At 72.9% G+C, this 22,078-nt stretch carries 23 protein-coding genes; 15 read left to right on the top strand and 8 right to left on the bottom strand.

What is annotated here, in order from left to right:
* Nucleotides 1–16: 16 nt before the first annotated feature.
* A complete protein-coding gene (locus ACIGXX_RS05565) occupies nt 17–1,447 on the bottom strand; it encodes a serine/threonine-protein kinase (RefSeq protein WP_399973037.1) in 1,431 nt (476 codons plus the stop codon).
* Nucleotides 1,448–1,746: 299 nt separating this feature from the next.
* On the opposite strand from ACIGXX_RS05565, the gene ACIGXX_RS05560 reads away from it, so the two are divergent.
* Both ACIGXX_RS05560 and ACIGXX_RS05555 read left to right on the top strand, forming a co-directional pair.
* Nucleotides 1,747–2,673 (top strand): polysaccharide deacetylase family protein, encoded by a 927-nt coding sequence (locus ACIGXX_RS05560; RefSeq protein ID WP_399973034.1) that lies wholly within the window; start codon nt 1,747–1,749, stop codon nt 2,671–2,673.
* A 28-nt stretch (nt 2,674–2,701) separates the two neighbouring features.
* A complete protein-coding gene (locus ACIGXX_RS05555) occupies nt 2,702–2,854 on the top strand; it encodes a hypothetical protein (RefSeq protein ID WP_351158366.1) in 153 nt (50 codons plus the stop codon).
* 49 nt (nt 2,855–2,903) lie between these two features.
* On the opposite strand, the gene ACIGXX_RS05550 is transcribed toward ACIGXX_RS05555, so the two are convergent.
* On the bottom strand, nt 2,904–3,572 hold the full coding sequence (locus ACIGXX_RS05550) for an ABC transporter (protein WP_351158363.1): 669 nt from the start codon (nt 3,570–3,572) through the stop codon (nt 2,904–2,906).
* Nucleotides 3,569–4,549 carry an ATP-binding cassette domain-containing protein gene (locus ACIGXX_RS05545; protein WP_351158360.1) on the bottom strand — a complete coding sequence of 327 codons (981 nt, stop codon included), beginning with the start codon at nt 4,547–4,549 and terminating at the stop codon, nt 3,569–3,571. The genes ACIGXX_RS05550 and ACIGXX_RS05545 overlap by 4 nt, the downstream gene beginning before the upstream one ends.
* Before the next feature lie 156 nt (nt 4,550–4,705).
* Between ACIGXX_RS05545 and ACIGXX_RS05540 the strand changes: the two genes are divergently transcribed.
* Entirely contained in the window at nt 4,706–5,452 is a 747-nt protein-coding gene (locus tag ACIGXX_RS05540; RefSeq protein WP_351158357.1) for an aminoacyl-tRNA hydrolase, read from the top strand.
* A 21-nt stretch (nt 5,453–5,473) separates the two neighbouring features.
* Here the strand turns inward: ACIGXX_RS05540 and ACIGXX_RS05535 are convergent, their stop codons facing one another.
* On the bottom strand, nt 5,474–5,839 hold the full coding sequence (locus tag ACIGXX_RS05535; RefSeq protein ID WP_351158355.1) for a darcynin family protein: 366 nt from the start codon (nt 5,837–5,839) through the stop codon (nt 5,474–5,476).
* Between the two features lie 108 nt (nt 5,840–5,947).
* The gene (locus tag ACIGXX_RS05530; RefSeq protein ID WP_399973029.1) at nt 5,948–6,841 is read right to left on the bottom strand and encodes an NAD(P)H-binding protein; all 894 of its coding nucleotides are present in this window, start codon (nt 6,839–6,841) and stop codon (nt 5,948–5,950) included.
* Nucleotides 6,842–6,970: 129 nt separating this feature from the next.
* Here ACIGXX_RS05530 and ACIGXX_RS05525 point away from each other — a divergent pair, with 129 nt between their 5' ends.
* The 10 genes from ACIGXX_RS05525 to ACIGXX_RS05480 all read left to right on the top strand — a co-directional run bounded on the left by ACIGXX_RS05525 (nt 6,971) and on the right by ACIGXX_RS05480 (nt 16,843).
* Nucleotides 6,971–7,930: a LysR family transcriptional regulator gene (locus ACIGXX_RS05525; RefSeq protein WP_351158349.1), complete on the top strand. Its 960-nt coding sequence runs from the start codon at nt 6,971–6,973 to the stop codon at nt 7,928–7,930.
* Nucleotides 7,931–8,083: 153 nt separating this feature from the next.
* Complete coding sequence (locus ACIGXX_RS05520; protein ID WP_399973025.1) at nt 8,084–8,836, top strand: TetR/AcrR family transcriptional regulator; 753 nt, start codon at nt 8,084–8,086, stop codon at nt 8,834–8,836.
* 87 nt (nt 8,837–8,923) lie between these two features.
* Nucleotides 8,924–9,373: a hypothetical protein gene (locus tag ACIGXX_RS05515; protein WP_351158344.1), complete on the top strand. Its 450-nt coding sequence runs from the start codon at nt 8,924–8,926 to the stop codon at nt 9,371–9,373.
* Between the two features lie 7 nt (nt 9,374–9,380).
* Nucleotides 9,381–10,073 (top strand): TIGR03086 family metal-binding protein, encoded by a 693-nt coding sequence (locus ACIGXX_RS05510; protein WP_399973021.1) that lies wholly within the window; start codon nt 9,381–9,383, stop codon nt 10,071–10,073.
* 99 nt (nt 10,074–10,172) lie between these two features.
* Complete coding sequence (locus tag ACIGXX_RS05505) at nt 10,173–10,940, top strand: DUF4142 domain-containing protein (protein ID WP_351158340.1); 768 nt, start codon at nt 10,173–10,175, stop codon at nt 10,938–10,940.
* Nucleotides 10,941–11,049: 109 nt separating this feature from the next.
* The gene (locus tag ACIGXX_RS05500; protein WP_361467960.1) at nt 11,050–12,363 is read left to right on the top strand and encodes a DUF692 domain-containing protein; all 1,314 of its coding nucleotides are present in this window, start codon (nt 11,050–11,052) and stop codon (nt 12,361–12,363) included.
* Between the two features lie 10 nt (nt 12,364–12,373).
* The gene (locus ACIGXX_RS05495; protein WP_366462143.1) at nt 12,374–13,351 is read left to right on the top strand and encodes a TIGR04222 domain-containing membrane protein; all 978 of its coding nucleotides are present in this window, start codon (nt 12,374–12,376) and stop codon (nt 13,349–13,351) included.
* A gap of 145 nt (nt 13,352–13,496) precedes the next feature.
* Complete coding sequence (locus ACIGXX_RS05490; protein WP_399973016.1) at nt 13,497–14,315, top strand: DUF4142 domain-containing protein; 819 nt, start codon at nt 13,497–13,499, stop codon at nt 14,313–14,315.
* A gap of 41 nt (nt 14,316–14,356) precedes the next feature.
* Nucleotides 14,357–15,118, top strand: a complete 762-nt coding sequence (locus tag ACIGXX_RS05485; RefSeq protein ID WP_399973013.1) for a TIGR04222 domain-containing membrane protein — start codon at nt 14,357–14,359, stop codon at nt 15,116–15,118.
* 105 nt (nt 15,119–15,223) lie between these two features.
* A complete protein-coding gene (locus tag ACIGXX_RS05480) occupies nt 15,224–16,843 on the top strand; it encodes an alpha/beta hydrolase (protein WP_399973010.1) in 1,620 nt (539 codons plus the stop codon).
* Nucleotides 16,844–16,846: 3 nt separating this feature from the next.
* On the opposite strand, the gene ACIGXX_RS05475 is transcribed toward ACIGXX_RS05480, so the two are convergent.
* The 3 genes from ACIGXX_RS05475 to hemG form a co-directional block, all read right to left on the bottom strand.
* A complete protein-coding gene (locus ACIGXX_RS05475; protein ID WP_351158325.1) occupies nt 16,847–17,221 on the bottom strand; it encodes an RNHCP domain-containing protein in 375 nt (124 codons plus the stop codon).
* 159 nt (nt 17,222–17,380) lie between these two features.
* Nucleotides 17,381–18,100, bottom strand: coding sequence for a hydrogen peroxide-dependent heme synthase (hemQ, locus tag ACIGXX_RS05470; protein WP_351158322.1), 720 nt, complete (start codon nt 18,098–18,100; stop codon nt 17,381–17,383).
* A gap of 4 nt (nt 18,101–18,104) precedes the next feature.
* On the bottom strand, nt 18,105–19,556 hold the full coding sequence (gene hemG, locus ACIGXX_RS05465) for a protoporphyrinogen oxidase (protein WP_399973005.1): 1,452 nt from the start codon (nt 19,554–19,556) through the stop codon (nt 18,105–18,107).
* Nucleotides 19,557–19,697: 141 nt separating this feature from the next.
* Between hemG and ACIGXX_RS05460 the strand changes: the two genes are divergently transcribed.
* Both ACIGXX_RS05460 and ACIGXX_RS05455 read left to right on the top strand, forming a co-directional pair.
* Nucleotides 19,698–20,642 carry a DUF4349 domain-containing protein gene (locus tag ACIGXX_RS05460; RefSeq protein WP_399973002.1) on the top strand — a complete coding sequence of 315 codons (945 nt, stop codon included), beginning with the start codon at nt 19,698–19,700 and terminating at the stop codon, nt 20,640–20,642.
* A gap of 37 nt (nt 20,643–20,679) precedes the next feature.
* Nucleotides 20,680–22,062, top strand: a complete 1,383-nt coding sequence (locus ACIGXX_RS05455; protein ID WP_399972999.1) for an FAD-dependent oxidoreductase — start codon at nt 20,680–20,682, stop codon at nt 22,060–22,062.
* Nucleotides 22,063–22,078: the final 16 nt, after the last annotated feature.

Below are 22,078 nucleotides of genomic sequence, written 5' to 3'. Positions count from 1 at the left end.
CCGCTCCGCGTCCCGCTCACTGCCGGCCGCACAAGGGGACCAGCTTCTGCTCCTCCTCCGAAAGGCTGGGGGCGGGAGTGCTGCCGCTCTTCGCGGACCGTGCCTGCTCGTTCTTCTTGCAGGCCGACGCCTGGACGGCGAGCTCCTCGATCTTCTCCTCCGACTCGTCGATGCCGTCTTCGGTGATGGCCGACTCGACCTGCTTGCGCTGGTACGCCGGCAGGTACTTGAGCTCGATCTCGGGGTGGTCGTCCTCCACCGTCGACAGGTCCACCCAGCCGATCTCCTTGTCGACTCCCCTGTACAGCGCCACGTGCCCCTCGTGGGCGCCGACGAAGTACTGCGTCTGCGTCCACCGGTAGCCGCCGTACATGCCGCCGATGAGCACGAGGGCCATTACGACGCCGAGCACCACTCCGCGACGGGGCTTGCGCCGCGCCGGTTCCTGTCGTCCGGGGCCGGTGGCTGCGGGCCTGGGGGGTGCCGTCCCCGCGGCGCCCCACACACCGCTGGAGGGCATCACCGCCATGGGGCGGCTCTCCGGCTCCGGGGGCGGGGTCGGAGTCGGAGTCGGGGGCAGGCTCGGGGGCGGCTTCGGGGTCGGGGGCAGGGTCGGGGTCGGCTTCGGTGCGCGTGACGTGAGCAGTTCCAGCGCCTCGGAAGCCGTCGGGCGGCCATCCGGGTTCTTCTCCAGCAGCCCCAGGATCAGGGGTGCGAGGCGGCCCGCGCACCGCAGAGGAGGGGCCGGTTCGTGCACGACCGCGTACTGCGAGCCGACGACGGTCTCCCGGCGGAAGGGGGACACCCCCTCCACCGCCTCGTAAAGAGTCGCCCCGAGCGAGAACAGATCGCTCGCGGCATTGCCCTTGTGTCCGCGGGCTCGCTCCGGGGAGAGATAGGGCGCCGACCCGATGACCACCCCGGTCACGGTCAGCCCCACATCGGCCTCGTTGAACGCGACCCCGAAGTCGGTGAGCAGGACTCTCCTGTCCGCCGTCACCATCACATTGGCCGGTTTGATGTCACGGTGCACGATGCCCGCCCTGTGTGCCGCTTCAAGTGCCCTCAGGACGGCCGTGGCCACCTCTTCGACGGCATCCACCGTCAGGCGTCCCGCCCGGAGGCGCTCCTGCAGGGTGGCTCCGGTGACGAGCTCCATCACGATCCACGGCACGCCGTCCACGATGACGACGTCGTGCACGGTGACGATGCCGGGGTGGTCGCGCAGCCGCGCCGCGTTGCGGGCTTCGCGTATGGCGCGCTCCAGGCGGTCCGCCCTGTCCGCGGGCGACATCACCGGCGGCAGGAACACTTCCTTGATCGCCACATCGGTCCGGAGCTGCACGTCATGGGCCTCCCAGACCCGCCCCATGCCGCCGGCACCCAGAGTCCGGACGAGCCGATAGCGACCGCCGATCAGCTGCCCGTGCTCCGCCCCATGTGCCACGGCCCCTCCGCCCCACGCCTGCAAGGACCTCAAGCTGCCAGCAGAATAGCCGCGGCCATCCCGCACGGTCGGCGCGATTGCTCAACTCCCCCTCCTCGTAACGGAATTCGGGGAAGGCGGGCCACAGAGACGCTCACCCGTCACGCGAGCAACCACTCGCCCGCCGCCGGTCCCTCTTGTTCGGAGCGGGACTCCGGTTGTTCGGAGCGGGACTCCGGGACGGACAGCGGTTCGGCCGTCCGGGGCAGTGTGGTTCGCTCTTCATCCTTTCATCCTTTTTGTGGCGATATGTTCGCCAGATGATCATCCTGACCCGGAGACCGGGTACCCGAAGACTGACCAGCGCCCGCGCCCTGACCGCCCTCACCCTCACAGCCCTCACCGCGCTCGCCGCCTGCGGCTCGGACCCGGCTCCGGGCAGCCGCGACCAGGCCGCGCGCCACTCGGCGAGCGCCCCGCCCCGCCCCGCGACCCTCGCCCCGGGCCCCGCGGGTCTCACCCCCGTCTTCAAGAACGCGCCCCGCACCAAGACGTCCGCCGCCCCTACCGTCGCCCTCACCTTCGACGCCGACATGACCGCCGATCAGGGGCCCCGCGCCGCGGCGGGCGAGCGGTTCGACAATCCGGCGCTGGTGGCGACGTTGCGCCGGCTGAAGGTGCCCTCGACGTTCTTCATGACGGGGCGGTGGGCCGAGGAGTATCCGGCGCAGGCCAAGAACATCGGCCGGGACCCGCTCTTCGAGGTCGCCAACCACTCGTACAGCCACTACGCCTTCACCGACCGCTGCTACGGCCTGCCGACCGTCCCCGCCTCCCGCATGCGCGCCGACGTGGAGCGCGCCTTCGCCGCCTTCCGCAAGGCGGGCGTCGAGCACCAGGTGCCGTACTTCCGCTTCCCCGGCGGCTGTTACGACAAGCGGGCGCTGCGCGCGCTGGCTCCCGGCGGCGTCACGGCCGTGCAGTGGGACGTGGTCAGCGGCGACGCCTTCGCCACGGACGCCGACGCGGTGGCCCGGCAGGTGCTCGACGGGGTGCGGCCCGGCTCGGTCGTCGTCATGCACTGCACGCGCAGCGCGGCTCCCACGACCGAGCGCGCCCTGCGCACGATCGTCCCGAAGCTGCGCGAGCGCGGCTTCCGGTTCGTCCGGGTGTCGGAGCAGATCCGGATGTCGGAGCAGAGCCGGACGTCGGAGCAGAGCCGGACGGCCGCCGATACGCGCGGATAGCGCGGCCGGCGCGGATAGCCTGGCTCCCATGGATGACACAGCCGATGGCGCCACCAGCGACGACACCGCCGAGTGCGTGCTGTGCCGCAAGCCCACCGAGTACCCGGAGACACACAAGGGCGTGACGCTGTGCCCCGTGTGCGAGTGGCACGAGGCGCAGCGCACGGCCTGCTCGGGCTGACCCACGCCCCCGGGCCCTCAGCCCTTCACTCATCCCCTGCGCGCATCACTCACCCCCTGCGCGAAGCCATCCCGCAGGCCACCCCCACCGCCGCCACCGCGAGCACCGCCGCCCCCGCGACCGGCAGCAACGGCACCGGCACCGCCCCGTCCCGCGACCCCGTGACCAGCGCGGTCAGGGTCGCCTTCGCCGGTGAGCCCGTGGTCACCAGGGCGAGCAGCGAGGCGAGCAGCATCACCGGGATCGCCCGCCCCGGCGAGCGCATCAGCGGCCCACTGGTGACGGCGCCGACGGCAGTGCCCAGGAGGGCGCTCACCAGCATCGCGAGGAGCCCCGCACCGCTCGCCGCGAGCCGGTTCACGGCCGTCCGGTGATCGGTGCTCGCCGAGTCGCTGATCAGCGCGACGACGACGGTGGCGACGGCGCCGAGCACGGCCGAGGCGAGGAAGGCGGAGAGCAGGCAGGCCAGCTGCGCCCGCCAGGGACCGGCCGCCGCGGCCACGCAACTGCGGGCGGCGGGCGGCTCGTTGGTGGCGCAGATCCGTACCAGCCAGGCGGCGACGGGCAGCAGCGCGGCGGCAGCGTACGCGAGGGAGTCGAGGACGGGCTGCCCGCTCTGCACGCCGACGGCGAGGAACGCGGCGTAGAGGATGACGGGGGCGAGCCAGCGCTGGGAGCGCAGGAGGAGGGCGGACTGGTAGTGGAGGAGGGCGTTCATCGGTCGTACACCTCGCTCGACGCGGGCGGAGTCGCAGGCAAAGCAGTGGGCGCGACAGAGGACCCGGCGGACGTGGGACCCGGCGCGGAGGACCCGGCGGACGCGGGACCCGGCACAGCCCCCGAGACCGACACCACGTGCCACGGCGGTCGCGCCGCCAACAGCGCGCGCAGCGCGACGTCCGAGTGCGTCGCCGCCACCGTCAGCCGCAGCGCGCCCTCGGCGGAGTGCGAGGTGACGACACCGGGCAGGGAGGGCGGCGCGACCCCCGGCGGCCCCTGCGCCTCGATGACGGCCGAAGGGCCTTCCAGGGCGGCGGCATCCCGCGAAGTGCCTTCCGGCGTACGGAGGTTCACCGCCGATCCGGCCACCGCGTACGTCTCGTCGACCGTCCCCGAGAGCCGCCGCGGGTCATGGTCCACGAAGACGACGGCGCCGCCCCGCGCGACCCGTTCGGCCACGGCCCGGTCGAGTTCGTCGCGGGCCGCGGCGTCCAGGCCCGTCCACGCCTCGTCGAGCACGAGCAGCTCGGGCCCCGCGAGGAGCGCCTGGGCCACGGCGACCTTCTGGCTGCTGCCCTTGGACAGTTCCGACAGGGGCGTACGCGCGTGACTCCCGGCCCCGAAGCGCTCCAGCCACTCCTGCGCGCCCCGCTCGGCCGCGCCCTTCGCGAGGCCGTGGATGCGGCCCAGGTGCGCGAGGTAACCGGCGGCGGTGAACGGCAGCGCCGCGGGGAAGCGTTCGGGGACGTACGCCGTGCGCGGCCGTCCGAGCACGCGGCCCTCGGTCGGGGCGTCGAGCCCGGCGAGCACTCTCAGCAGGGTCGACTTGCCGGTGCCGTTCGCGCCCTCGATCCGCACCAGCGTGCCCGCACGGACGCCCAATGCGACTCCGCGCAGGACCCATGGCCCGCCCATGGCATAGCGCCGCCCCACCCCGTCGAGCCGCAGCGCGGCCCCAGCAAGATCACTGTCCATGCGGCCATCCTCGCGCAGGGGTCCGGCAGCACGGCAAGAGGTGCGGAGCGGCCGGGCAGGCAAGACGCGGTGAGCGGCCGGACAGGGGACGAGGAGAGCGAGGGCAAGGGGCAAAGCCCCCGCCGGGTCCGATCTTCCGCCTGGCAGACTGGACGCGTGAGCAGCGACGAGACCGCCGGGACCCCCCGGCCGCAGGACAGCCGAGAGCCCCAGGACAGCCCCTTCCGCGTGGAGCAGACGCCCCGCGACGAGGCGCCGCAGTACGTACTGCCGCTGGTGGCGCGCATCGAGCGCGCCGAGCCTCCGCACCGTACGGACGCCCTGGAGACCGCGGCTCGCGCGGTGCTCGTCATGCTCGGCGACGAGCGGTCGCTCGGCGAGGGCGAGTGGGCGCAGGCCATGCGGGACTGGCAGGACGCCCGTATCCGCAAGGTGGTGCGCCGGGCCCGCGGCGCCGAGTGGCGACGGGCCGAGGCGCTCCCCGGCATCACGGTCACGGGCAAGTCGGCGCAGGTCCGCGTCTTCCCGCCGGTGCCGCTGGACGGCTGGCCCAAGGACCTGGCGCGGCTCCAGGTCTCCGGTACGGAACTGGACGACCCCGAGCCCTTGTCGCCCCCGGACGGTGCCGCCCCCGTCCTGTGGATGAGCCCCGATGTCGACATGTCGGCCGGCAAGGCGATGGCGCAGGCGGGGCACGGTGCCCAACTGGCGTGGTGGGAACTGTCGGACGAAGAGCGCGCGGCCTGGCGGGACGCCGGTTACCCGCTCTCCGTCCGCACCCCGGACGCCGCGCTCTGGCGCGAACTCGTGGCGAGCGGCCTGCCGGTGGTGCGGGACGCGGGCTTCACGGAGATCGCGCCCGGCTCCTGCACCGTCGTCGCCGACCACCCCGCCCTGCGTTGAGCGGGCCCCGCCCCGCTGCACTCAGGTACTGATGGTGGCCACGGCGTCGAGGCCGTAGGTGCGGGCGTAGCCGTTCTCGGTGCCGACGAGAAGGTCGACGATCTCGAAGTAGCGGTCCCAGAACGGGGTTTCGCGCAAAGCGTCGATGAGCAGCTGGTAGGCCTCGTGGTCGTCGGCCTCCCAGACCCATACGTCGGTGACGCGGGTGGAGTAGAACTCCGTGTCGTAGAAGCGTGACCGGACACCGGTGGTCCTGGCCTTGATCGCGGGGATGACCTGGGTGCTGAACGCGTCCACCCGTTCCTGAACGGTCATGGCCAGCCACTCGGGCGTGGTCTTGACGAGCATGAACGCGGTGACCGGCGGTGCGGTGTTCTCGGCGGGCATTGCGGGCGCCTCCTGGGCGTCAGGTGTGCGTTGGATGTGCGCTGGATGCGCGTTTGATGTGCGTTGGAGATCAGCGAATGCGCGGCGGACGGCCGGGGGCGGTGGCCGTCAGGAGCGGACGGCGGGCTTGAGCGTCCGGGCGCACCACTCCTCGAAGGTGGTGGGCGAGGCGGTGTCCGGAGTACGGGCGACACCGGCGTCCAGGCCCTGGTCCTTGGCCCGCTTCATGTCGACGATGCCCTGGGCGAACGCCTCGTCGAGGCGGTAGCCGACGAGCGTGGTGTAGAGCTCGTCGAGCGGCTGGCGTTCGTAGCGGACGGGGCGGCCGAGCTGCTTGGTCATGATGCGGGCCAGGTCGTTGGGGGACAGGTCCTGCGGTCCGAGGACCGGGACGCTGTCGCTCCCCGTCCACGTGCGGTCGAGCAGCAGGCCCGCCGCGACGGCCGCGATGTCGGCGACGGCGACGAGAGGCGCCCTGCGGTCGGCGTCCACCGCATCGGTGAAGACGCCCTTCTCACGGATCGATTCGGCCTCCTCCAGGAGGTTCTCGAAGAAGGACGGGTTGGCCAGGGCCCGGTAGGCGACGCCGGTGTCCGCGATGAGGTCGTCCATGGCGAGGGAAGCGGTGACGAGTCCCGCGCGGTCGGCGACCGGGGTGCCACGGCCGAGCGCGGAGACGCCGACGACGTGGCCGACGCCGTGCGTGACGAGGGCCTTGGCGGCGGGGCGGGTGAAGCCGCGGTAGGCGTCCTCCGGGGTCAGGGAGGCGTCCGGGGGGACGAGCCAGAACACGGCGTCCGCTCCCTCGAAGGCGCGGTCGAGGACCTCGGGGTCGCCGTGCGAGCCGGTGACCACCTCGACGCGTTCGCGCACCGCGTCGGTGAGCCGGGCGGGATCGCGCACGATCACGCGCAGTTCCTCGCCGCGGGCGGGAGCGGAGTCCAGGAGCAGGGGCAGCAGCCGGCGGCCGATGTTCCCGGTGGGAGCAGTGATGACGATCATGGAAACCTCGTGGGTCGTGCCGGATCGGTACGTCCCTCATCCTGCGGAGGACCACGGTGTTGCCACAATGGGAACTTCGGCAAGGAATCATTGCCCGAAATGGAATTACAGGGGAATCACCTGAAGGGAATGACGCCCATGAGTAGCAGTCCGGAGCCTTCGGAACCCGTCGTCGACGCCCATCTCGCCGTCGCGCTCGACGCTCTGCTGGCCGAGCAGAGCGTCACTCGTGCCGCCGCGCGCCTGCGCACGTCCCCCGCCGCCATGAGCCGCACGCTCGCCCGCCTCAGGCGCATCCTCCAGGACCCCCTCCTGGTCCGGGCCGGGCAGACGATGGTCCCCACTCCGCGCGCCCAGGCGCTGCGTGACGAGGCCGCCACGGTGGTGCGCAGGCTCGGAGCGCTGCTCGCCCCCGACGGCGGGGTCGACCCCGCTGCCCTGCGCGGCACCTTCACCCTCCAGGCCGCCGACCTGATCGGCGCGGCCCTGGCCCCCGGGCTGCTCAGGCTTGCCCAACAGGAGGCGCCCGGCGTCTCGTTGCGGTTCCGTGCCGAGGATCTGGAGGCCGGTCCCGCCCTCCGTGACGGCAGGATCGACCTGGAGGTCGGCTCCATCGACCACGTCGACCCCGAGACCCGGGTCGAGGAACTGGTCGCCCTGCGGATGGCGGCGGCCGTCCGGCCCGGACACCCCCTCACCGAAGGGACGTTGACCCCGGAACGGCTCGCCGCCGCCGAGCACGTCGTGGTGAGCCGCCGCGGCCGGTTCACGGGGCCGCTGGACGCCGCCCTGGCCGAGCTGGACCTCCAGCGGCGGGTCGTCGTCGTCCTGCCCAGCCACATGGCGGCGATGGCCCTCGCCGCCGGCAGCGACGTCGTCTGCCTCGTCCCCACCGCGCTTCCCGGCGCCGCCCCCACCCCCCTCACCGACCCGGCCACCACCCTCGGCCTGCGCCTCCTCGACATCCCCCTGCCCCTGCCACCCCTGTCCGTCGGCATGGCATGGCATCCCCGCCAGGCGGCCGACGGAGGCCACCGCTGGCTCCGCGACACCGTCCGCAGGACGCTCCTCGCACCCGGGAGCCCGTGAACCAGGGAGCCGGGCCATCTGACGTGCGCGCCCACAAGCCCGGCGCCACGAGAGAGGATGTCCCTCGGGAAATCGAAACGTGCGACGGACTGGGCAACCAGACGGACTGGGCAACCAGACAGAGCACGACGGAACGGCGCTGAGGAGACCGGCATGGCGAGCGAGCTCGGCGTGAGCGAGGACGCGGGAGCAGGCGCGAGCCCTGGCGCTGGCGCGAGTCCTGACACCGGCGCGGGCCCCGCCACGCGCACGAGTGCCGGCGCGGCGGGCACCAAGCTCGACGGCCGTGTCGAGCGCGGCAACCAGACCCGGCGCCTCGTCCTGCGCCGCACGGTCGACATCGCCTCCGTCGAAGGCCTGGACGCGCTGTCGGTCGGCCGGATCGCCACCGAGCTGAAGCTCAGCAAGAGCGGTGTCTTCGCGCTCTTCGGCTCCAAGGAGGAGCTGCAGCTCGCGACCGTCCGCGCGGCGGCCCGCATCTTCCTGGACACCGTGGTGGAACCGGCCCGGCAGTCCCCGCCTGGCCTCGACCGCGTGTGGCAGCTGTGCGCGCGCTGGCTGGACTACTCGGAGCAGCGGGTCTTCCCCGGCGGCTGCTTCTTCTACGGGGTGATCGCCGAGTTCGACGCCCGCGAGGGTGCGGTGCACGACGCACTGGTCCGCGCCGACCGCGACTGGATCGGCCAGGTGGAGCACTGCCTCACCGAGGCCCGCGACACCGGCGGCCTGCACCAGGACACCGACGTCCCCCAGCTCGCCTTCGAGCTCATCGCCTTCTTGGAGACGGCGAACGCGCACTCGGTGCTGCACGGCGGACCGGCCGCCTACCGCAGGGCGGGCGTCGCCATCACGGCACGCCTGCGCGCGGCGGCGACGGACCCGTCACAGGTGCCTCAACTCCCCTGACGGCCCCGCGGATCGGCTCCGCACGGAATCCGTACCGACTCCGAGAAACAAGTAGCACGACCGTTCGTTTAGATTTATGCTCACGCCATGCCTTCACCGATCGCGCGACAGATCACACGCTCCCCCTGGCAAGCGGGGCCCGAGGCACACACGCCGGGCCCGGTCCTGGTGAGCGTCACGGAGTTCACCGCCCACCGGCACACCCAGACCGCCCCGATCGCCCTGGCGGGGCTGCGCCTGCGCCGGACCTGGTCGGGGACGCCCGGCGCCGTCGGCATGTGGCTCTGGGCCGACCCGTGGCACAAGCGCTCGGGATCGGTCTCGTTCTGGATCGACGAGCGGTCCATGTACGCGTTCGTCGGGCGCCCCGACCACGTACGGATCGTCCGCGCGCACCGGGACCGGGGCACGATGCGCGCCACCGCCTGGACCGCGGACCGGCTCGACACGGACGCCGCCTGGGTCGTCGCGCACCCGCTGCTCGTCGACCCGGCCGCCTGGCCGGGCCCGGCCGTTCACGCCAAGGAAGGACCCTGATGACCTCATGAACGACGTCACGAACAACGCCATAGGCGACGCCACGAACGACCTCGTCGCACTCGACCGCACCGCCGTCCGGGAATCGGTCCGCGTCCTGCGCGCCGCCCGCGACACCGACTGGGAACGCCCCTCGCCCTGCGCCGGTTGGACGCTGCGCGACCTGGTGGCGCACATGACCGCGCAGCACCACGGATTCGCGGCGGCGGCGCGGGGCGCGGGCGCCGACCGTACGTACTGGATCGCCCCGGATCTCGGCCGCGACCCGTTCAAGGTCTACGACGAGTCGGTGCGGCACGTGCTGGCCGCGTTCGCCGAAGAGGGCGGAGCCGGTGCAGCGGGCGGAGCCGGTCAAGTGGGCTCAGACGGTGAAGTGGGCGTTCTGGAGCGGGGGTTCACCCTTCCCGAGATCGGGGGGACGTTCACGGGGCGGCTCGCCGTCGGCTTCCACTTCCTGGATTACGTGGTGCACTCCTGGGACGTGGCGGCGACCATCGGCGTCGGGCTCGACCTCCCGCGGCCGGTCGTCGAGGCCGCGCTCGACATCGCCCGCCGGGTGCCCAAGGACCCCGAACGCCGGGGCCCCGGCGCCGCGTTCGCGCCGGTCCTGCCCACGCAGGAGGACGCCTCCCCGCTGGAGGAGATGCTGGCCCTCCTGGGGCGCGACGCCGGATGGGCCCCAAGCCCCTCACACCGGTGAAGCAATGCGTTGAACATCACGCACGCCTCTTCCGTATCTCCTGGTACCAGGAAGTAGCTTGCCTCCACGGCAGGTTGACGGGCAGGGAGGCACGGCACATTGCGGCGCATCAACGGCACGGCTCTGATCATCGCGGCACTCGTGGCCACACTGGGCGCGCTCGCGTTCCCCATGTGGTCCTACGCCGACCGTTCGGGCACGGGGCCCGCCAACCTGGCCGCCGGATCGGTGGCCACGCAGTGGGGGCCCCTCTCGGCGGCCGACCGCGATCTGCTGGTCAAGGTGCGGCTCGCGGGGCTGTGGGAGCTGCCCGCCGGCCAGCAGGCCGTCGAGCGGGCGCCGACCGAGGCGATCAAGGAGGCCGGTGACCATCTGATCGTCGGCCACACGGACCTCGACAAGCGGGCCCGTTCGGTCGCGGCGCAGCTCGGCGTGGAGCTGCCGAACCAGCCCACCGCCCAACAGCAGGGCTGGCTCCAGGAGTTGACCGAGGCCAGCGGCGAGACGTACCAGCGGAAGTTCGTGAATCTGCTGCGCGTCGCGCACGGCAAGGTGTTCAGCGTGATCGCGCAGGTGCGCGACAGCACCCGCAACACCCTGATCCGGCAGCTCGCCAGCGACTCCAACCAGACGGTCCTGGACCACATCACGATGCTGGAGGCGACCGGACTCGTCGACTTCGACGACATCGCGAACGGCGGCGCCGCCACCGCGACGGCCAGCCCCAGCGGCCCGCCGCCGCCCTCCGGCGTCGCTCCCCCGGAGCCTCCGCCGGCCGGTCCGACCGGCGACGTGTCCACGACGTCGCGGCCCTCGCCCGCGCCGCCCGGAGAGGTCAACACGGACAGGCCGGAACCTCAAATGTAGCTCTGAACGTCCCTCCTCAGGGGTTCGCAAGCGTCTGTCGGGGCCATGACCCCTGCACACGTTCACAAGACACGGGCACGACGCGGGGTCTTGGCGGAGGAGGGGGAACATGAAGCACCTGGGGACCGGAATCGGGTGGCGTCCGGAGATCGCGGACGCCGTGGAACGGATGCCCGGCATCGACTGGGTCGAGGCCGTCGCGGAGAACCTGTGCCCCGGGCACCTCCCCGACTCCCTCCTGCGGCTGCGCGAGCGCGGCGTCACGGTGGTGCCGCACGGCGTCGCACTCGGCCTCGGCGGCGCCGACCGCCCCGACGAGACCCGCCTCGCCGCGCTCGCCGAGCGTGCGGAGGCGCTCGGCTCACCGCTGGTCACCGAGCACATCGCGTTCGTACGTGCCGGGGGCCCGCTGACGGCCTCGCAGCCGCTGGAGGCGGGCCACCTGCTGCCGGTGCCGCGCACCCGCGACGCCCTGGACGTGCTGTGCGAGAACGTGCGCATCGCGCAGGACGCGCTGCCGGTGCCGCTCGCGGTGGAGAACATCGCGGCGCTGATCTCCTGGCCCGGCGAGGAGATGACGGAGGGGCAGTTCCTCTACGAGCTCGTCGAGCGCACGGGCGTACGCCTGCTCATCGACGTCGCCAACCTGCACACGAACCACGTCAACCGCGGCGAGGACCCCGCCAAGGCCCTGGACGAGCTGCCGGTCGAGGCCATCGCGTACGTCCATGTCGCGGGCGGCTTCGAGCGGGACGGCGTCTGGCACGACAGCCACGCCCACGCGGTCCCCGAGCCGGTCCTCGCGATCCTGTCGGACCTGGCGTCACGGGTGACCCCGCCGGGCGTCCTGCTGGAGCGGGACGAGAACTTCCCCGCGCCGCAGGAGCTCGAACGGGAGCTGGACGCGATACGGGCGACGGTGCGGACGCGGGCGCCCGCTTCCGGTGAGTGCGCCACCGGCACGGCGCCGGACGCCAGTGAGCCCACGGCACCGGACGCCGTCCCCGCCGCCGCCCGCCAGCGGCTCGCCCTCGCGCAGACCGCGCTGCTCTCCGCGCTCGTCGCGGGCACGCCCGCGCCCGAGGGGTTCGACCGGGCCCGGCTGACCGTGCAGAGCCGCGCGTTGACCGGCAAGCGAGCGGACGTCGTGGCGAAGGTGGCGCCCGAACTGCCGGAGATCCTCGGCAAGGGCTATCGCGCGCAGTTCTTCGCGTACGCCCAGGCCCGGCCGATGACCGGCGGATACCGGCGCGACGCGATGGACTTCGCCGAGCGGCTGCTGCTCGCCGGGCAGCCCGAGGACGCGGAGGCGCGCGGCCGTCTCACCCGGTGGTGGCTCGAGCGCTCCGGTCCCGCGCCGCTGGACGCGCGGCCGGTCACGCGGTGGCTGCGCGCGGCGCGGTTCGCGCTGCGGCGGGGCTGAGGGGGCGGCCGTGGAGATCCTGTCCATCGGCTTCGCCCTGCTGGTCGCGGTCTCGTCGGCCGTCCTCCTCGTCGGCGTCTCCCGCGTCCGGCAGCCCGCGCCGCAGCAGCCCGACGCACGGCACGGAGCCGTGTTCGACCCCCTGGAGGCCGCCTTCCTGGCCAGTGGCCCGGGCCGGGTCGCCGACGCTGCGATCGCGGCCCTGCACGAGGACGGACGCCTGGTGGTCGCCTATCCCGGCGTCGTCGCGATCCGGTCGACCGAAGTCCGCAACCCGGTGGAGGGCGCGGTGCTCCAGGCCCACGCCGCCGCGCCGAGCGGCGCCCTGCACTGGCTGCGCATCGGCGTGATGCGCAGCCCCGCCGTCCAGGCGATCGGCGACACCCTGGCCCGGCGCGGCCTGCTGGTGCGCCCCGAGGCCCTGGCCCGCCTGCGGCGTCACAAGATCCGGCACAACGCCCTGAGCATCGCCGGGTTCTGTCTCGTCATCGCGGTGATCGCCGCCGAGGACGGCGACGGCCCCGGATGGGACCCCGTCAGCGCGTCGACCATCCTCCTGATCGTGGCCTGGGTGCTCGGCGCCCTGGTCGGCCGGCTCTGCAGCCGTGCCACCCGCACCCGGGTGACCGCCGCAGGCCGGACCGCCCTCGCGGAGTACCGCGCCGCCGGCGCGCAGGTGTTCGGCGCGGCGCACCGCGTGGCGGTGGAGGGCCTGGTCGGCGTGCTCGACCCCGAGCTGCAGGCCCAACTGCACGCCGCGCACCGCGTCCGGCCGGGCAGTACGCCGGGCACGGCCGCGCCGTTCACCAGCTCCGGCGCGGGCACGCCCGTGTGGTGCGGAAGCGGCGTAGGCGGATCGGCGTGCGGCGGCTCCGGCTGCGGGAGTTCCGGCGGCGGCTGCGGCGGCTCCTCCTCGTCCTGCGGCGGGGGCGGCTCCGGCGGAGGCGGTGGGGGCTGCGGGGGCGGCGGCGGAGGCGGCAGCTCCTAGCCCGCTGCACGGGAGATCGCCGGGGGAACAGCGCCCGCCCGCATCCCATGCCCCTTACCCGTACGGCAGTTGACGTACTCCGGGCGGTATTCCGCAGTCGCCTCCCCGCGGCGCACTAACGTGCGGCGGTGCAACAGGAGGCGTCATGCGATCCATCAACGGCACCGGCCTCATCGTCGCGGGGCTCGTCGCGACGCTGGCCGCACTGCTCTTCCCTCTCTGGTCGTACGAGGACAGGTCGGGCACCGCCCTGGCCAGACTCGACGCGGAGAGCGTGTCGACGGAGTTCGGCCCGCTCTCCGCGCTCGACCGCGACTTCATCACCAAGGTGCGCCTCGCGGGCCTCTGGGAGCTCCCGGCCGGACAGCAGGCCGAGGCCCGCGGCACCAGCAAGGCCGTCAAGACGGCGGGCGAGCATCTCGTCGAGGGGCACACGTTCCTGGACGCGCGGGTCCGCGAGGTGGCGGCGCGGCTCAACCTGGAGCTGCCCAATCAGCCGACCTCGCAGCAGCGGGGCTGGCTCGACGAGATGAGCGACGCGCACGGCGACGCGTACGACGAGAAGTTCGCCAACATCCTGCGCGCCGCCCACGGCAAGGTCTTCTCGGTGGTCGCCGAGGTCCGCGCGACCACCCGCAACTCGCTGGTGCGCACGCTCGCCGACGACGCGAACACGACGGTCCTCGACCACATCACGGTCCTCGAAGGCACGGGTCTGGTCGACTTCGACGATCTGGCGCGCGACGCGGCATCGGGGCGCCCCGATCCGGTGACCCGTTCCCCCGCCCCGCCGGGCCCGGCCGAGTCCCCCGATCCGCCGACCCCGGTCTCCCCCTCCCCCACGTTCTCGCTGCCTCCACCGGCGTCCCGCCCCAAGCCCGAGGAGCGCGACGAGAACAAGGAGAAGCCCCGCTCGAAAGCGGAACGTCACGCACCCGCGCGGCCCCGTCCGCATGCTGGATAACCCGTGGCGCGGCCCCCACCGCCTCGCATACAACACCGGTCATGTTCTGGCTTCCGCTCCTTCTCGTGGCCTGGGTGGCGACGGGTCTGTCCTGTGCCCGGCTCTGCCTCACCGCGTACCGCGCGGCCCCGCACGGCGCGGCCCCGGGTGACCGCCGTGAACTGACGCTCTACGAAGCCGCGTTCCTCTCCGGCGGTCCCGCCCGCGTCACCGATCTCACCCTGGTGTCGATGGCCCGCACCCGGCGGCTGCTGCTCGCGCACACCGGCTGGGCGACGGTCGTCGACCCGGTGGGCTGCGACGAGATGGAGCGTTCCGTGCTCGGCGCGATAGGGCCCGCGGGGCAGTCGCCGATAGCTCCGGTGCGCAGGGCCGCGGCCGGCACCGAGGCGATGCGCGCCCTCGCCGACCGCCTCGTCGCGGCCGGGCTCGCCCTGCCCGAGGGCTCCTGGTCGGGGGTCGCGGGAGCGGTCCGGCAGGTGCGGGCCGCCGCGGCGGCGGTGATCGCGCTGGGGGCCGTCGCCCTCCTGATGCCCGCTCAGGCGCCGCCGGGAGAGGTGCACGTGGCTCTCTGGTTCGCGCTGCCCCTGGCCTTGAACCTGAGCTGCCTCGCCGTCGCCCGCTTCGAGATCCACCCCTACCCCCGCTGGGCCTCCCCCGCGGGCCAGCTCCTGCTGAGCGCGCTGCCCGCGCGCGGCGGCTCCGACCTCACCGCCGTCGCCGTACGCGGCACGCGCGCGCTCGCGGACCCGGAGCTGCGGGCGGCTTTCGCGCACCGGGATACGGCGCATCGGGGTCATTGAGCCCGACACGCCCGACACCGGCGGTGCGGTGCTTTACTTCGCCATTTACCGAACGAATCATCCCTTTTGTTCGAGCACGCACCGCCGAATGAAGGATGAAGCGCGATGAGAGCAGCAGCCGCCCTCTACGGAACCGCCGGATCCCTGGTCCTGACCGCACTCGTCGCCGCACCCACGGGAAGCGCGTCCGCGGCCGACACCTCCCCCTACCCCGAAGCCCAGGGCACGCTCGTCGCGGCCCAGCGCGCCACGGCGGCCGGTGTCCGCTTCGGCGCCTGCCCCGCGGCGGAGGGCCTGCCCCCGTCGGTCAAGTGCGGCACCGTCTCGGTGCCGCTGGACTACGCCCGCCCGGACGGCAAGCAGATCAAGCTGACCGTCAGCCGCACCAAGGCCACGCAGAAGGCCGAACCGCGGCGGGGCAAGGCCGTCAAGCGGCAGGGCGCCCTCGTGTTCAATCCGGGCGGCCCCGGCGGGTCCGGGATGTACTTCCCGATGGTCGGCATGATCCCCGAGTGGAAGCGCATCGCGGCGGCGTACGACCTCGTGGGCTATGCCCCGCGCGGTGTCGGCCGCTCGGCACCGATCTCCTGCCAGGACCCCAAGGAGTTCGCCAAGGCGCCGACGCAGGCTCCGACCCACCCCGACGCCGCGTACAAGCTCAAGCGCGTCAAGCAGGCCAAGGCGTACGCGGCGGGCTGCCTGGAGCGCTCCGGGGAGGCCGTGCGGCACTATTCGAGCCTGAACAACGCCCGTGACCTGGATGTGCTGCGGGCGGCGCTCGGCGAGAAGAAGCTGACCTTCATGGGCGCCTCGTACGGCACCTATTTCGGCGCCGTGTACGCGTCGCTCTTCCCCTCGCACGTGCGCCGCATGGTGTTCGACTCGGCGGTCAACCCCGCTCCCGCGCAGATCTGGTACCAGAACAATCTCGACCAGTCCGCGGCCTTCGAGCACCGCTGGGGCGACTTCCGCAGCTGGGTGGCCAAGCACGACAAGACGTACCACCTGGGCAAGACCCCCGAGGCGGTCATGCGCAGCTACGAGAAGGTGCGCACCGAGCTGGCCACCAAGCCCGCGGGCGGCAAGGTCGGCCCCGGCCAGCTGCAGTCGGCGTTCCTCCAGGCCGGGTACTACGACGACTACTGGCCGACGCGCGCCTCGGCGCTCTCGGCGTACCTGAAGGGCAACCCGAAGCCGCTCATCGAGCAGGCCGCGCCCGAGCCGAAGGCGGCCAAGGAGCAGGAGAACGGCAACGCGGTCTACACGGCCGTGGAGTGCAACGACGCGCCCTGGCCGACGGACTTCGGCACCTGGAACCGCGACAACTCGCTCCTCGCGCGCAGCGCTCCCTTCGAGACCTGGGACAACGCGTGGATGAACCTGCCGTGCGCCTACTGGCCCGCGCCCCGGCAGCAGCCGGTGGACGTCGGCACGGAGAGGGGTGAGCTGCCCCCGACGCTGATCCTGGCCGCCGAGCGCGACGCGGCGACACCGTACGCGGGCGCCCAGGAGCTGCACCGCAGGCTGGGCGACTCGGTCCTGGTGACCGAGCGGGACGCGGGCACGCACGGCATCGGCGGCGGCCCCAACAAGTGCGTCAACGGACACATGGAGGCGTACCTCCTGGAGGGCAGGCTCCCCGTGCGGCGCGCGGCGTGCGCACCGCACAAGGAGCCCGAGCCGCTGTCCGGCACGCGGGCCGCGGCTCTTCCCAAGGAGCACTAGCCGCTACAGGGCCCCGAGCCGTTCCAGCGGGAACGGCGGCTGGGCCAGCGGGCGCACCGCGAGCCTGGTCAGCGGCAGGGCGTTGTCGTCGCCCGCCGTGCGGTTGGCGTGCAGGACACCGCAGTGGGTGCAGCGGTGGACGAGGACCCACTCGCCGTCTCCGCGCACGGAGATGGCGAGGGGTTCCATCCGGGCTCCGCACTCCGCTGCCCGGTCGCCGGGGGTGTCGTCGAGGTGACGGCTCCACAAGCAGTTCGGGCAGTGGTTGCGGTGGTCGGTGCCGGGGGCGGTCATCGGTACGTCGAGACCGCACTGGAGGCAGCGGAAGGACTGGGCGCGCGCTTCAGTGCGGGCCCGCCGAGAGGTGTTGCGGGACATGGTGAGGATGACTCCTGAGCGTTGCGGAAGGGGATGACTCCGAGCTGTTCCGCAGGGCCCTGGGCATACACGCACCATCTTTCGTTCTCGGCTTCGACCTCTCGATGAAACGCTCACCGGGCGGGCACGGCAACCGAATTAACGCGGCGGCCGAACCGCCTAGGCGAGGCCCGCCACGAGGTCGGCGACCGACTTGCGGCGGCCGGTGTAGAACGGCACCTCTTCGCGGACGTGCATGCGGGCCTCGGAGGCGCGCAGGTGCCGCATGAGGTCGACGATGCGGTACAGCTCGTCCGCCTCGAAGGCGAGGAGCCACTCGTAGTCCCCGAGCGAGAACGAGGCGACCGTGTTGGCGCGCACGTCGGGGTAGCCGCGGGCCATCATGCCGTGGTCCTTGAGCATGCGGCGACGGTCCTCGTCGGGCAGCAGGTACCAGTCGTAGGAGCGCACGAAGGGGTAGACGCTGATGTAGTTGCGCGGCGTCTCGTCGGCCAGGAAGGCCGGGATGTGCGACTTGTTGAACTCGGCGGGGCGGTGCAGCGCCATGTTCGACCAGACCGGCTCCAGGGCGCGGCCCAGCTTGGTGCGGCGGAAGAGGTTGTAGGCCTCCTGAAGCTCGTCGGCCGTCTCGGCGTGCCACCAGATCATGACGTCGGCGTCGGCGCGCAGCCCCGACACGTCGTACGTGCCGCGGACGGTGATGTCCTTGGCGGCGAGCTGGTCGAACAGCTCCTGGACCTCGTCGGCGTAGCCGGCGCGGTCCTCGGGGAGCAGGTCGCGCAGCTTGAAGACGGACCACAGGGTGTAGCGAATGACCTCGTTGAGGTCCTTGGCCTTCTTGCCTGCGTTGGGGCTCTTGGCGGGGGCGTCGTCACTCATGACCCTATTCTCCTCCGCCGCCGTGCAGGCTCTGCACCGGGTTGGCGGTGAGCTCCTGCACACCGGCCAGGTCGCCGCCCAGCTGGTCGACGGCCGCGTAGGCGCTCGCGATGCACGCGGGGATGCCCACTCCGTCGTACGCGGCTCCGCAGACGGCGAGGCCGGGCAGCTTGGCCACGTGCTCGCGGACGCGGGCCACGCGCGCGTGGTGGCCGACGGGGTACTGCGGCAGGCCGTCGTGCCAGCGGGTGACGCGGGTGGCGACGGGCTCGGCGTCGAGGCCGGTGGCCGCGCGCAGGTCGCGCCGGGAGAGGGCGATGAGGTCGGCGTCGTCGCGCCCCAGGATCGCCGTTTCGCCGTACCGCCCCACTGAAGTGCGCAGAACCAGCAGGTCGGGGTTCTCCTCGGCGATCCAGCCCCATTTGCGCGAGGCGAAGGTGGAGGCCTTGATGGTGTGCCCGTCGACGGGCGGCACGAGAAAACCGCTGCCTTCGGGGAGGTCGGTCTCGCTGCGGCGGTAGGCGAGGGTCATGAGGGCCATGGAGGCGTACTCGACGGTCGCCAGCTCGGCCGCCGCGGCGGGCGCCTCGACGCCCAGGAGCGCGGCGGCGGCGTAGGCGGGCACGGCGACGACCACGGCTTCGGCGTCGAGGGTCCGCTCCGCGGTGCTCACCTGCCAGCCATCGGGGGTGCGCCGCAGCTCGGTGACCGGCGTCCCGGTGCGGATCTCGCCGCCCCGCGCCCGCACCGACTCCGCGACGGCGAGCGGCAGTTGGCCGACGCCGCCCTCGATGCCCATGAACACGGGCCCGGTCTGCTGGTTCTTCGCGGCGCGGGCCTGGATCTCGCGGACGCCCTCCGTGAGCGAGGCGTGCGTGCGGGCGGCCTCGAAGAGCTGCGGGACCGCCGAGCGCATCGAGATGCGGTAGGCGTCGCCCGCGTACACCCCGCCGAGCAGCGGCTCCACGAGGCGGTCGACGACCTCGCGGCCCAGGCGCGCGGCGACGTACTCGCCGACCGCGACGTCGTCCCCGACCTCGGTGGGCGGCAGGTCGCGGTCCTCCTCGATGCGCCGCAGGCCCTCGTCGGAGAGCACCCCGGTCAAGGCCGAAGCGTCGCCGGGCACGCCCATGACGTGGCCCTTGGGCATCGGCCGCAGGGCCCCGCGGGTCCAGATCGCGGCGGTCGCGGTGGCGGGCGGCTGGAGCCGGTCGGCGAGGCCCACCTCGCGGGCGAGGGCGACGGCCTCGGGGCGGCGGGCCAGCATCGACTCGGCGCCGAGGTCGACGCGGACGCCCTCGATCGCGCCGGGGAGCAGCTTGCCGCCGAGCCGGTCGGAGGCCTCCAGGACGGTCACGCGGGCTCCGGTGTCGAGCAATCGGTGGGCGGCTGCCAGCCCGGCGATCCCGCCACCGATGACGACGACATGACCCGTACGTGTGTCCGTTTCGCGCATGCCCCCCACTCTACGAGCCGCGCGACACGACGCGTGCGAGTCCCGACCGTGACCTCATCGGGACCGGTCGGACACCATCGTTTCGCCCCTCCCCGGCGTCAAAGGAGCATCAGCGACCACGAACCTCGGGGGTACGTCGAGATGCTCGCGACCGGCACATCAAGGCACCGCACCGTCCAGGCACTCTCGGCCGTCCTGCTCGCGGCGGCACTCGCGCTCACCGGGTGCAGCGCGGGTGGCGACGGCGGCGGCGACAGCGACAAGGCGGCGGGCAGCGCCGCGCGGGAGGACGCGGCCGCGTCCGGCAACCAGGACGACAAGGGGGTGGCCGGGGGCGGCCGGGCGGATCAGTCCGGCAAGAAGAAGCCGCCCGAGCTCACCGGCACGCACATCATCCGCACCGCCACCCTGACCGTCCGCGTCAAGGACGTGCCGAAGGCCCTGGACGAGGCGCGCGCGGCGGCCACCGACGCGGGCGGCGTCGTCGGCGACGAGACCACCGACCGCGACGGCCGCGGCCACGAGCGCTCCCGCATCGTGCTGCGCGTCCCGCAGGACCGGTACGAGGAGGTGCTCACGGCGCTCGAAGGAACCGGCAAGCTGATCGAGCGCAAGGCCAAGGCGCAGGACGTCACCGAGCAGGTCGTCGACGTGGAGAGCCGCGTCAAGTCGCAGCGGGCGAGCGTGGAGCGCGTGCGGGAGCTGATGGACAAGGCGACGAAACTGAGCGATGTCGTCACCCTGGAGGGCGAGTTGAGCAGCCGCCAGTCCGAACTGGAGGCGCTGCTCGCCCAGCGTTCCTCGCTGAAGGACCGTACGAGCATGTCGACCATCACGCTCTCGCTCAGCGAGACGGCAGTGAAGAAGGTAGACGCGGGCGACGACGACCCGACGTTCGTGGATGCCCTGTCCGGTGGCTGGAACGCCTTCGTGACGATGCTGCGGTGGCTCGCGGTCGCCATCGGCGCGATCCTGCCGTTCGCGGCGGTGGCGGCGCTGTTGTTCCTGCTGTGGCAGCGCCTGGTGCGGCCCCGGCTGCCGCGGCGGCCCGCGGTGGCACCGGCGCGCGGGGGTGACGAGGACTAGAGGTCCGTCAACTGCCGCCGCGTCGTAGCGTGTCCGTATGAGTAGCGCGAGAGAGCGACTGGTGGTCATCGGGGGTGACGCGGCGGGCATGTCCGCCGCGTCACAGGCACGCAGGCTCAAGGACCCGAAGGAGTTGGAGATCGTCGCGTTCGAGCGCGGCCACTTCACCTCGTACTCGGCCTGCGGCATCCCCTACTGGGTCGGCGGCGACGTCCCTTCGCGGGACGAGCTGATCGCGCGTACGCCCGAGGAGCACCGGGAGCGCGGCATCGACCTGCGGATGTGCACGGAGGTCATGGAGATCGACCCGGAGGGCCGCCGGGTCCGCACCCGGGACCTGGAGTCCGGCGCGGAGGACTGGACGGCGTACGACAAGCTCGTGATCGGCACCGGCGCCCGGCCCATCCGCCCGGCCCTGCCCGGCATCGACGCCCCCGGCGTGCACGGCGTGCAGACCCTGGACGACGGCCAGGCGCTCCTGGACACGCTGGCCCGCACGCCGGGCCGCAGGGCGGTCGTCATCGGCGCTGGCTACATCGGCGTCGAGATGGCCGAGGCGCTGATCCAGCGGCGCTACGAGGTCACGGTCGTCAACCGCGGCGCCGAGCCGATGTCGACGCTCGACCCGGACATGGGCCGCCTCGTCCACGACGCGATGTCCGGCATGGGCATCGAGATGGTGAACGGCGCCGAGGTCACCAAGATCCTCACCGGCGACGACGGCCGGGTCAGGGCGGTGGCCACCGAGGACGCCGAGTACCCGGCGGACGTGGTGGTGCTCGGCATCGGGGTGCGCCCCGAGACGGGTCTCGCGGAGGCGGCGGGCCTGCCGCTGGGCCAGCACGGTGGGCTGCTCACCGACCTCGCGATGCGGGTGCGCGGGCACGAGAACATCTGGGCGGGCGGCGACTGCGTCGAGGTACTCGACCTGGTCTCGGGCCGCGAGCGCCACATCGCGCTCGGTACGCACGCCAATAAGCACGGCCAGGTCATCGGCTCGAACGTGGGCGGGAGTTACGCGACCTTCCCCGGTGTCGTCGGCACGGCCGTCAGCAAGGTCTGCGACCTGGAGATCGCCCGCACGGGCCTGCGCGAGAAGGAGGCGCGGGCGGCCGGACTTCAGTACGCGACGGTGACCATCGAGTCGACGAGCCGCGCGGGCTACTACCCCGGTGCGGCCGTGATGACCGTCAAGATGATCGCCGAGCGCCTCACGGGAAAGCTGCTCGGCGTCCAGATCGTCGGCCGCGAGGGCGCGGCCAAGCGCGTCGACATCGCGGCCGTGGCCCTGACGGCGCGGATGACGGTGGACCAGATGACCGCGCTCGACCTCGGCTACGCACCGCCGTTCTCGCCGGTGTGGGACCCGGTCCTGGTGGCGGCGCGCAAGGCGGTCGCTGCGGTGCGGAAGGCGGGCTAGGCAGGCGGGCCTGACC

The sequence above is a fragment of the Streptomyces sp. NPDC055243 genome (genome assembly GCF_044544025.1).
GTDB lineage: Bacteria > Actinomycetota > Actinomycetes > Streptomycetales > Streptomycetaceae > Streptomyces.
Note: the sequence above shows the minus strand (reverse complement) of the source record. Positions and strands in the feature narration are given on the sequence as shown.